Genomic DNA, 11,349 nt, shown 5'->3' with positions numbered 1-11,349 from the left:
TTGAAAGCCGCATGAAAAATCACATCGCAGCAAGCCATGCCATCACACTGGCCGCCACCATTTTTCTTCTGACCGCGACGTTGCCTGGCGTGGCGGTGGCGCAAGCAACAGGCGGGGCTGACAAGCCGGCCACAACTTCCGGCGCCAAGCCCGCGGCAAAAGCTGCCGCCAAAAAGAAGGAGGCGCCAAGTGCAAGCCGCATCCAGCTTAAAAGCGCCGCCAAAAATGTGGCAGCCGGCATTGAAGCAGCCGAAGCTGCCTTGACGCCTGAGGAGCTGGCCATTTCCGAACGTGTGTACATCGGCCAGCTGCCCTGTGAGCTGGGCGCAACGGTCACGCTGGTGGCCGATGCGAAGGCGCCGGGCTACTTCGACGTGCACGGCAAAAACTTCAAGTACCGCATGTTCCCGGTGCCCACGACGACCAATACAGTGCGCCTGGAAGACCGCAAGGCCGGCGCGGTATGGTTGCAGATGGGCAACAAGTCCATGCTCATGAGCCAGAAGCTGGGAACGCGCCTTGCCGACGAGTGCATGAGCCCGGCACAGATGGCCGTGGCTGAAGCCATCAAGCTGAACCCGCCTGTCAGCGTGCTGGATGCGCCCAAGCCTGTGGCGAGTGCCGCCGCACCCGCCTCATCTGCCGCCAAATAGATTCAACACAATTTTTAACCCCACGATTTAGACCACAGGAGAAGCCCGCATGTCATCCGACACCGCATCGAATTTTTTGCAAACCTACCGCAACCACGTCGCCGAACGCGCCGTGCTGGGTATTCCACCGCTGCCGCTGTCGGCCAGGCAAACCGGTGAAGTGATCGAGCTGCTGAAAAACCCGCCCAAAGGCGAAGAAGCCTTTCTGGTCGAGCTGATCACGCACCGCGTGCCGGCCGGTGTCGATGACGCCGCCAAGGTCAAGGCCAGTTACCTGGCGGCTGTCGCGCACGGCACCGAAAGGTGCGCGCTGATCTCACGCGAACACGCCACGCAACTGCTGGGCACCATGCTGGGCGGCTACAACATCAGCCCCATGATTGCATTGCTCGACGATGCACAGGACAGCGTCGCCACGCAAGCGGCCGCCGGCCTGAAGAACACCTTGTTGATGTTCGACCAGTTCCATGACGTCAAGGAAAAAGCCGACAAGGGCAATACCTACGCCAGGGCTGTGTTGCAAAGCTGGGCTGATGCCGAGTGGTTCACCAGCCGTCCCGAGGTGCCAGAGTCCATCAAGCTGACGATTTTCAAAGTCGCTGGCGAGATCAACACCGATGACCTGTCGCCCGCACCCGACGCCTGGAGCCGCCCCGACATTCCGTTGCACGCGCTGGCCATGCACAAGAATGCACGCCCCGGCATCACGCCTGAAGAAGACGGCAAACGCGGCCCCATCAAGTTCATCGAAGAACTCAAGGCCAAGGGCAACCTGGTGGCCTACGTCGGCGACGTGGTGGGTACCGGTTCCTCGCGCAAGTCCGCCACCAACTCGGTGCTGTGGTTCACCGGCGAAGACATTCCGTTTGTGCCGAACAAGCGCTTCGGCGGCGTTTGCCTGGGTTCGAAAATCGCCCCGATTTTCTACAACACCATGGAAGACTCGGGCGCGCTGCCTATCGAACTCGACGTGAGCCAGATGGCCATGGGCGACGTGATCGAGCTGCGCCCTTACGATGGCAAGGCCCTGAAAGACGGCAAGGTGATTGCCGAGTTCAAGCTCAAGAGCGATGTGCTGTTTGACGAAGTGCGCGCCGGTGGCCGCATTCCGCTGATCGTTGGCCGCGGCCTGACCGCCAAGGCTCGTTTTGCGCTGGGCCTGCCGCTGTCGACCCAGTTCCGTTTGCCGCAAGACCCGGTCAACAATGGCCGTGGGTTCACCCTGGCGCAAAAAATGGTCGGCCGTGCAGTCGGCCTGCCGGAAGGCCAGGGCGTGCGCCCTGGTACCTATTGCGAACCCAAGATGACCTCGGTCGGCTCGCAGGACACCACCGGCCCGATGACACGCGACGAGCTGAAAGACCTGGCTTGCCTGGGCTTCTCCGCCGACCTGGTGATGCAATCCTTCTGCCACACGGCGGCTTATCCCAAGCCTGTGGACGTGAAGATGCACCACGAGTTGCCCGACTTCATGAGCGACCGCGGCGGCATCCCGCTGCGTCCGGGCGACGGCATCATCCACAGCTGGCTCAACCGCATGCTGTTGCCTGACACCGTCGGTACCGGCGGCGACAGCCACACACGTTTCCCCATCGGCATCAGCTTTCCGGCCGGTTCCGGCCTGGTGGCTTTCGGCGCCGCCACCGGTGTGATGCCGCTGGACATGCCTGAATCCGTGTTGGTGCGTTTCAAGGGCGAGATGCAGCCTGGCATCACCTTGCGTGACCTGGTCAATGCGATTCCGCTGTACGCCATCAAGGCAGGTCTGCTGACCGTGGCCAAGCAGGGCAAGAAAAACATTTTCTCCGGCCGTATCCTGGAGATTGAAGGTCTGCCAGACCTGAAGGTCGAACAGGCGTTTGAGCTGAGCGATGCCTCGGCCGAGCGTTCCGCCGGCGGCTGCACGGTGCACCTGAACAAGGAACCCATCATCGAGTACATCAACAGCAACATCACGATGTTGAAGTGGATGATCGCCACGGGTTACTCGGACGTGCGCACCATCAAGCGCCGTATCGCCGCCATGGAAGCCTGGCTGGCTGATCCGCAATTGCTCAAGGGTGATGCGGATGCGGAGTACGCCGCCGTGATCGAGATCGACCTGGCCGACATCCACGAGCCTATCGTGGCCTGCCCGAACGATCCGGACGATGTGAAAACCCTGTCCGATGTGGCCGGTGCCAAGATCGACGAAGTCTTCATCGGTTCGTGCATGACCAACATCGGCCATTTCCGTGCAGCCTCCAAGCTGCTCGAGAACAAGCGCGACATCCCGGTCAAGCTCTGGATGGCGCCACCGACCAAGATGGATGCCAAGCAACTGACGGAAGAAGGCCACTACGGTGTGCTGGGTTCGGCCGGCGCCCGCATGGAAATGCCCGGCTGCAGCCTGTGCATGGGCAACCAGGCACAGGTGAAAGAGGGCGCGACGGTGTTCTCGACCTCGACACGCAACTTCCCGAACCGCCTGGGCAAAAACTCCAACGTTTACCTGGGTTCTGCCGAACTGGCGGCGATCTGCTCCAAGCTGGGCCGCATCCCGACCAGGGCCGAATACATGGCCGACATGGGCGTGTTGACCGCTGCCAGCGACACCGTGTACCAGTACCTGAACTTTGACCAGGTCAAGGACTACACGGACTTGGCTGACACGGTGAAGGACGGCGTGCCGGCCTGAGCATTACCGGAATTGCCTTGAGCTTCTGAAGGCCTTGCAGCGAAAGCTGCGAGGCCTTTTTTATTGCATTTGGCATAAATCTCCGTAACTGGAATTGCATCTGGCACAAGCTGCTGCAAATTGGTTCTATTGCAAATAAATAAACCGTTCATTTGGATGCGATTGTTACAATTGCGACGCAAAAATATTTTTGCTTTTAACAATCCATAGAACTCAATGAACAAATTATTCGCGACTCTGTTGTCGACCGTCGTCTTGTGTGCAGCGACTTCCGTCATGGCTGCCGATGACTACAACGCACCACCAGCGGGCGACAAACAGTATGCAGCCTGCATCACGTCGTCGAACAAGAACTACGAAGGCGGCAACGAAAAGAGCCCGGTCAAAGGCCAGACCAAAGCCCAGGCTTTTTGCACCTGCCTGTGGAACGAAACGCCTGACGACTTCAAGGGCAGCCTGGCCAAGTTCGCTGAAACCGCCAAGGGCAAAGCCATCAACAAGACTTGCGAAAAGCACTCCGACTGGGGTAACTGATTCGCTGCGGGCATGCATGCCCGCCTGGCGGATGGCCCCTGTTGTATCGCCTGATAGCCATACACATCAAAAAACCCTGCAGCCTTGTGTTGCGGGGCTTTTTTTATTTGCGGCAGGCGGGGGCATCCGGCAGCGGGATGGGGGGCGTACTTGCTCCTGTTTGGCGTGGGCGATGCGCCTGAAGTGTTTACCTCTGGCGTAATTGCCGATGTGAGCTGCCATTCATGACACTCAGTGCATCCCTTCGAGAAGCGCGAAGAGACAGCCAGGAGAAAGCCATGTCATTCATCAACACAACACTCAAGCCGGGCCACGCTGCCGCCGGGCCCGCTGCTTCCCGCATGCACTGGGCCACGCCGCTGGTCATGCTCAGCGGTACTTTCATGGTGGTGCTGGACTTTTTTATCGTCAATGTGGCGCTTCCTTCGATTCAGCAGGAGCTGCATGCCGGCTCCGGTGCCCTGCAGATGGTGGTGGCCGGTTACGGCCTGGCCAACGCCGCCGGGCTGATCACTGGCGGCAGGCTGGGCGACCTGTATGGCCGCCGCCGCATGTTTGCGCTGGGGCTGGCCTTGTTTACGCTGGCTTCGGCCCTGTGCGGCCTGGCGCCCAATGCGGGTGTGCTGGTGGCGGCCCGCATCATGCAGGGCATGGCCGGCGCCCTGCTGCAGCCGCAGGTGCTGGCCATGCTGGGGCTTGTGTACACCGGCACGCAACGTGCGAAGGCATTTGCGGCCTACGGCCTTGCACTGGGCCTTGGCGCCGTGGGCGGGCAATTGCTTGGCGGGTTGCTGATCCAGGCGGACATCGCCGGAATGGGCTGGCGCAGCTGCTTTCTGATCAATGTGCCGGTGGGACTGGCGGCGCTGGCGCTCACGCCTCGATTTATTCCGGCGTTAAAGGCCTCAGGCGAGAGTCGCCTTGACCTGGTGGGCATGTGTCTTGTAGCCACAGGCCTTGTGGCGGTGATATGGCCCCTGGTTGAAGGCCGCGAGCAGGGCTGGCCGTTGTGGAGCGTTCTGTGCCTGGCGGGCGCCGCGCCTGTGCTGCTGGTTTTTGGTTTGCACCAGCAGCGGCTGGCCGCGCGTGGCGGTTCGCCGCTGCTTGCCCCCGCATTGTTTGCCGAGCCGGCGTTTGTGACTGGGCTGCTGACCAGCCTGTTTTTTTACGCCGGCAATGCCTCGTTTTATTTTGTGCTGGCGGTGTACATGCAGCAGGGCCTGGGGCTGTCGGCCCTGGACTCCGGCCTGGTCTTCTCGTCGCTGGCACTGGGCTTTTTGGGCACCTCGCTGGCTGCGCCCATGCTGGCGCGCTGGCTGGGCCGGCAATCGATCGCCATCGGTGCGCTGCTGCTGGCTGCCGGCCACCTGATGCAGTACGCGGTGGTCACGGCAGGCATCCTCCACGGCCTGGTGTGGCGGATGGCGCCGGTGCTGTTTATCGAAGGTGCGGGCATAGGCATGGTCATGGCGCCCATGGTGTCCACGGTGCTGGCGGGTTTGTCGCCCCGGCATGCCGGCGTGGCATCGGGCGTGCTGGCGACGGTGCAGCAGGTCGGCAATTCCTTGGGCGTGGCGTTGATCGGGTTGCTGTTTTATGGCCGGCTGGGGCGCGGCGGTGCGGCGGGTAGCGCAGAGGCCTATGCCGGTGCCCTGGGCAACAGCCTGCTGTATTTGCTGGTGCTGGCCGTGCTGGTGGCTTTGCTGTTCCAGAAACTGCCGAAAACCCGTCCTGTGAGCCAGAAATAATGATGAATAGTGCCCGTAGCCACCGTGCAGTAAGCGCAGCCAGCTATCAAAAATATAGCGATTTGTCTGTCAGGCCGGAGCCATCGACGCCTGCATGGCCTGCAGTGCCTGCCGCGTGAAGTCGTCTGCGGGGAAGAAGGTTTCCATGGCCAGCTCTTGCAGGGTGACATCGACCGGCGTGCCGAAGATGGTGGTGGTGCTGATAAAGCTCAGCACGCCAGTTGGCGTCCTGAACTTGAAGGGCATGACGACGCCCGCGTGTTCGCCTTTCAGGTGCGGGCTGGCGGTGCTTTCAGGCGCCGGGTAGGCCTTCAGTTCTTCGAGTAAATCCACCAGCACCGGATCGGATGTGGCGGCGATCTGCTGGCGCAGGCGTTCAAAAAGATGGCTGCGCCACTGCACCAGGTTGACGATATTGCCGGCAATGCCCAGCGGGTGCAGGCTCAGGCGCAGCACGTTGACCGGCCCTTGCAACAGGGATGCATCGGCCCCGGCCATCAGCTGCGGCACCATGCGGTTGGCTGCGACCAGGTTCCAGTGCCGGTCGATTGCCAGCGCAGGGTAGGGCTCATGGCTTTTGAGCAAAAGCTCGACGGCCTGCCGCGCGGCATCCAGCGCCGGATCGTCCAGCGGCCGCTCGCGGTACATGGGGGCATAGCCGGCCGCCACCAGCAGGGCGTTGCGTTCGCGCAGCGGAATGTCCAGCCGTTCGGACAGGCGCAGCACCATCTCGCGGCTGGGCACGGAGCGGCCGGTTTCCACAAAACTCAGGTGCCGGGTTGAAATCTCGGCCTCGGTTGCCAGGTCGAGCTGGCTCAGTCGGCGGTGCTGGCGCCAGTGGCGCAGGTGGTCGCCAAAAGGTTGCGGTATGCCGCGCTGGGCAGGGCGGCCGGGATGGTGGTGGGGGCTTGCGCTCATGGCGACATCGTAAAGCCACGAAGGGCGGCTTTCCATTACCTCCCGCGTCATGGCTTTGTGATGCGGGTGCGGGAATGATTCACCCATGCCGCACTGATTTGATGGCCGGGTGCGGCGGCTGATCCGGTTTCAGGCTGTCCCCATTCCAAGGAGATTTTTATGTCGTCCAGTTCACTCATGTCGTCCCCCAGTTTCCTGCGCAATGTGCTGCGCATTGATGCGCTGTCCTGTGTTGCCTGCGGCTTGCTGCAGGTCGCCTTGTCCGGCCAGATGGCACGCCTGCTGAATTTGCCTGAGCCGCTGCTGGCGTATACCGGCGAGTTCCTGCTGGTGTATGCGGCGGTGGTGGCCTTTATTTCCACACGCAGCCCGTTGCCGCGCTCGCTGGTCTGGGCGCTGGTGCTTGGCAACCTGGGCTGGGCGGCCGCCTGTGCAGGTCTGCTCTTCAGCGGCCAGGTGGCGCCTACCATGCTGGGCACGGCTTATGTTGTGGTCCAGGCGTTGACGGTTGCGGTGCTGGCCGAACTGCAGTTCTTTGGGCTGCGGCGCACAGCTCCCCAGCCTGCCTGGTGAGGGGCGCTGAACAGGAACTGAAGGCGAAAATAACGCACGCCGGACTTGGGTATGCTGGTGTGGGCTCGCCGGGCGGCCCCGCGCCTGCCAGAATGGGGGCTGCTGGTTCAATAACAGGAGTTCGCCATGGCTGTATCGCCCACCACGTCCCCCACACCCGCCCGCGCTGGTAAACACGCTTTCGCGCCCACCCTAAAGTCCTTCAAGACGGCCTCCGGCAAGGCCGGCAAGTTCTACTCGCTGCCGGCGCTGGCCAAACAATTCCCGAATGTGTCGCGCCTGCCGGTGTCCATGCGCATCGTGCTGGAGTCGGTGCTGCGCAATTGCGACGGCAAAAGGGTGACGGCGGAACACGTGGCCGAGCTTGCCAACTGGAAGCCGAATGCGGCCCGCACACAGGAAATCCCGTTTGTGGTCTCGCGCGTGGTGCTGCAGGACTTTACCGGCGTGCCGTTGCTGGCCGACCTGGCCGCCATGCGCAGCGTGGCGCTCAAGCTGGGCAAGAACCCCAAGCTGATCGAGCCGCTGGTGCCGGTGGACCTGGTGGTGGACCATTCCATCATGGTGGACCACTACGGCAAGAAAAATTCGCTGGACCTGAACATGAAGCTTGAATTCAAGCGCAACAACGAGCGCTACGAATTCATGAAATGGGGCATGCAGGCCTTTGATACCTTCGGCGTGGTACCGCCGGGCTTTGGCATCGTGCACCAGGTTAACCTTGAATACCTGGCACGCGGCGTGCACAAAACGGCTGCCGATGTGTATTACCCCGACTCGCTGGTAGGCACCGACAGCCACACCACCATGATCAACGGCATTGGTGTGGTCGCCTGGGGTTGCGGTGGCATCGAGGCAGAAGCAGCGATGCTGGGCCAGCCGGTTTACTTTTTAACGCCTGACGTGGTGGGTTTTGAGTTGACAGGCAGCCTGCGTGAAGGCGTGACCGCGACCGATCTGGTGCTGCGCGTGACCGAGCAGTTGCGCCGTGAAAAAGTCGTCGGCAAGTTTGTCGAGTTTTTCGGCGAAGGCACACGCACGCTGGCCCTGCCTGACCGCGCCACCATTGGCAACATGGCGCCCGAGTACGGCGCCACCATGGGTTTTTTCCCGGTCGATGAAAAAACCATTGACTACTTCAAGGGCACAGGCCGCACCAAGGCCGAGATCGAAGCTTTTGAAGCCTACTTCAAGGCGCAGGGCCTGTTTGGCGTGGCCAAGGCCGGCGAGATTGACTATTCGCAAGTGGTCAAGCTGGATCTTGGCGATGTCACGCCCAGCCTGGCCGGCCCCAAGCGGCCCCAGGACCGTATTGAACTCGGTGACGTGGCAACGCAGTTCGCCTCGCTGTTCAGCAAGCCGATTGCTGAAAACGGCTTTAACCAGCCCGCCGCCGTGCTGGCCACGCGGCATTTGCTGCGGCACACCGACCATGGCAGGGCTGACACGCTGCCCGGTGCGCCGCCCACGCCCTCGGGCGCGCCGCGCTCGGTGGTCGAGATGGAGGGCAACCGCCCCACGCTGGCAACCGCGCACTCCGATGTCCTGTTACCCGAGCCCAAACCGACCGGCGTGAGCATTGGCAACGGCGATGTGCTGATCGCCGCCATTACCAGCTGTACCAACACCTCCAACCCCAGCGTGTTGCTGGCGGCCGGCCTGCTGGCCAAAAAGGCGGTGGAGGCGGGACTGAAAGTACAGCCGCACATCAAGACCTCGCTGGCACCCGGCTCGCGCATAGTGACCGAGTACCTGACTGAAACCGGCTTGCTGCCCTACCTGGAAAAGCTCGGCTTCGCGCTGGCCGGTTACGGCTGCACCACCTGCATAGGCAACGCCGGCGATCTGACGCCCGAGATCAACGAAGCGATCAACAAGAGCGACCTGGTTTGCGCCGCCGTGCTGTCAGGCAACCGCAACTTTGAAGCGCGCATCCACCCCAACCTGAAGGCCAACTTCCTGGCCAGCCCGCCGCTGGTGGTGGCCTATGCGATTGCCGGCACGGTGATGCGCGACCTGATGACCGAGCCGGTAGGCAAGGGCAAGGGCGGCAAGGATGTCTACCTGGGCGACATCTGGCCGACCAGCGACGAGATCTACAAGCTCATGAAGTACGCCATGAACGGCAAGGCCTTCCGCGAGAACTACGCCAAGGTCAAGACCGAGCCCGGCAAGCTGTGGGAAAAGATCAAGGGCGTGACGGGCACGGCCTATACCTGGCCGAAAAGCACCTACATTGCCGAACCACCGTTCTTTGCCGACTTTGCAATGGCTCCGGGGAAAGAAGGCAGCGTGTCGGTCAAGGGCGCACGCATCATGGCGTTGTTTGGTGACTCCATCACCACCGACCACATTTCACCGGCAGGCTCCATCAAGGCCAGCTCGCCGGCGGGCCTGTGGCTGCAGGCGCATGGCGTGCAAAAGGCCGACTTCAACAGCTACGGCGCGCGGCGCGGCAACCATGACGTGATGATGCGCGGCACTTTTGCCAATGTGCGCATCAAGAACCTGATGATCCCGGCCGGCAAGGACGGCTCGCGCGAGGAGGGCGGTGTGACCCTGTACCACCCGCACGACCGCACGCCCGACAGCGTGATCCAGAAAATGCCGATCTACGACGCCGCCATGAAGTACATGGAAGAAGGCACGCCCACGGTGATTTTTGCCGGTGAGGAATACGGCACCGGCTCGTCGCGCGACTGGGCTGCCAAAGGCACGCAACTGCTGGGCATCAAGGCCGTGGTGGCGCGCAGCTTTGAGCGCATACACCGCAGCAACCTGGTGGGCATGGGCGTGCTGCCGCTGCAGTTCAAGCCGGGTGAATCCTGGCAGACACTGAAGCTCAGCGGCTCCGAGTTTATTGACGTGATCCCGCACCCCGAGCTCAAGCCGCAAAGCGATGCCAAGCTGGTGATCACACGCGCTGACGGCACGCGCCAGGAAGTCACCGTGATCCTGCGTGTGGACACGCCCATCGAGGTGGATTACTACCGCAACGGCGGCATCCTGCCTTACGTTCTCAGGCAGCTACTGGCTGAATGACGGTCCTTGTTGCAGGCGGCGGCATAGGCGGGCTTGCCGCTGCGCTTGCGGCATCGCGCGCAGGTTGGGACGTCCGCCTGTTTGAACGTGCACCGGCCTTTAGCGAGGTTGGCGCAGGCATACAGCTGGGTCCCAACGTCGTCAAGGTGTTGCACGGCTGGGGGCTGGCGGATGCGCTTGCCGGGGTCGCGGCTTTTCCCGAACGCCTGCAGGTGCGCAGTGCCGTTTCCGGCGCAACGCTGGGTGAGTTGCGTCTTGGCGCCGTGATGGCCGGGCGTTACGGCGCGCCCTATGCCACGGTACACCGCGCCGACCTGCATGGCCTGCTGCTGCATGCGGTGCAACAAACCGGGGCCAGGCTGCATCTGGACCGCGCGCTAAAGGGTTTCAGCCAGACGCCGCAGGCCATCACGGTGCAGACCGGGCAGGGGCCGGACATTGAAGGCGATGTGCTTGTCGGTGCCGATGGTTTGTGGAGCACCATACGCGGGCAGTTGCTGGGGGACGGCCCGCCGCGGCGTACCGGCCACCTGGCGTACCGTGCCCTGGTACAGCAAGCGGTATTACCGGAGTCGCTCCGGTCGCAAAACGTCACGGCCTGGCTGGGTCCGCGCATGCATATCGTGCAGTACCCGGTGCGCCGGGGCGAATGGCTCAATGTGGTGGCCATCGTTCAGGGCGACATGGGCCTGGAGGCAGATGGTTGGGACCATAGCGCCAACGCGGCGGATCTGGCCGCTTCCTGCGCCGGCAGTTGCCCGGCATTGCAGGACCTGATTGCCGCGGTGGATGCCTGGCGGCTCTGGGCCCTGTGCGACCGCCCACCCATGCAGGGGGCGTACCAGCATGCCGTGGGGCGCGTGGCCCTGCTCGGTGATGCCGCGCACCCGATGCGGCCCTACCTGGCGCAGGGGGCCGGCATGGCGATTGAAGACGCGGCCGAGCTGGGCCATGTGCTGGCCCTGGCGCTGGACCCGGCTTTTGATGTGCCCACGGTGTTGCAGCGCTACGCCCTGAACCGCTGGCAACGCAACGCCAGGGTGCAGGCCCGGGCCCTGCGCAACGGCGAGATATTCCATGCCGAGGGCCTGCTGCGCTGGGGCCGTGATGCTTCGCTCAAGCTGCTGGGCGAGAAGATACTGGACATGCCCTGGCTGTATGCTGCAACGCCAAAGGCCTCCTGATTTGCTATAAAAACAATAGC

Annotated in this window: 8 protein-coding genes; 7 read left to right on the top strand and 1 reads right to left on the bottom strand. The window is 62.6% G+C overall.

Annotated elements, in window-relative coordinates:
- Nucleotides 1–11: 11 nt before the first annotated feature.
- The 4 genes from ACFQND_RS24505 to ACFQND_RS24490 all read left to right on the top strand — a co-directional run bounded on the left by ACFQND_RS24505 (nucleotide 12) and on the right by ACFQND_RS24490 (nucleotide 5,612).
- Nucleotides 12–653 (top strand): hypothetical protein, encoded by a 642-nt coding sequence (locus ACFQND_RS24505; protein WP_371440060.1) that lies wholly within the window; start codon nucleotides 12–14, stop codon nucleotides 651–653.
- Between the two features lie 49 nt (nucleotides 654–702).
- Nucleotides 703–3,330, top strand: coding sequence for a bifunctional aconitate hydratase 2/2-methylisocitrate dehydratase (locus ACFQND_RS24500; RefSeq protein WP_371440059.1), 2,628 nt, complete (start codon nucleotides 703–705; stop codon nucleotides 3,328–3,330).
- 216 nt (nucleotides 3,331–3,546) lie between these two features.
- On the top strand, nucleotides 3,547–3,864 hold the full coding sequence (locus ACFQND_RS24495; protein WP_371440058.1) for a hypothetical protein: 318 nt from the start codon (nucleotides 3,547–3,549) through the stop codon (nucleotides 3,862–3,864).
- A gap of 278 nt (nucleotides 3,865–4,142) precedes the next feature.
- A complete protein-coding gene (locus ACFQND_RS24490; RefSeq protein WP_371440057.1) occupies nucleotides 4,143–5,612 on the top strand; it encodes an MFS transporter in 1,470 nt (489 codons plus the stop codon).
- A 69-nt stretch (nucleotides 5,613–5,681) separates the two neighbouring features.
- Here ACFQND_RS24490 and ACFQND_RS24485 read toward each other — a convergent pair whose 3' ends face one another.
- Nucleotides 5,682–6,530 carry a helix-turn-helix domain-containing protein gene (locus ACFQND_RS24485; RefSeq protein WP_371440092.1) on the bottom strand — a complete coding sequence of 283 codons (849 nt, stop codon included), beginning with the start codon at nucleotides 6,528–6,530 and terminating at the stop codon, nucleotides 5,682–5,684.
- Between the two features lie 159 nt (nucleotides 6,531–6,689).
- Here ACFQND_RS24485 and ACFQND_RS24480 point away from each other — a divergent pair, with 159 nt between their 5' ends.
- From ACFQND_RS24480 to ACFQND_RS24470, 3 genes are all read left to right on the top strand, one after another.
- Nucleotides 6,690–7,103: a hypothetical protein gene (locus tag ACFQND_RS24480; protein WP_371440056.1), complete on the top strand. Its 414-nt coding sequence runs from the start codon at nucleotides 6,690–6,692 to the stop codon at nucleotides 7,101–7,103.
- A gap of 126 nt (nucleotides 7,104–7,229) precedes the next feature.
- Nucleotides 7,230–10,145 carry an aconitate hydratase gene (locus tag ACFQND_RS24475; RefSeq protein WP_371440055.1) on the top strand — a complete coding sequence of 972 codons (2,916 nt, stop codon included), beginning with the start codon at nucleotides 7,230–7,232 and terminating at the stop codon, nucleotides 10,143–10,145.
- Nucleotides 10,142–11,329 carry an FAD-dependent monooxygenase gene (locus ACFQND_RS24470; RefSeq protein WP_371440054.1) on the top strand — a complete coding sequence of 396 codons (1,188 nt, stop codon included), beginning with the start codon at nucleotides 10,142–10,144 and terminating at the stop codon, nucleotides 11,327–11,329. The genes ACFQND_RS24475 and ACFQND_RS24470 overlap by 4 nt, the downstream gene beginning before the upstream one ends.
- Nucleotides 11,330–11,349 lie beyond the last annotated feature (20 nt).

The organism is Polaromonas aquatica (assembly GCF_042659145.1).
GTDB lineage: Bacteria > Pseudomonadota > Gammaproteobacteria > Burkholderiales > Burkholderiaceae_C > Polaromonas > Polaromonas aquatica.
The sequence above is the reverse complement of the archived record's forward strand: the minus strand, read 5'-3'. Positions and strand labels throughout refer to the sequence as shown.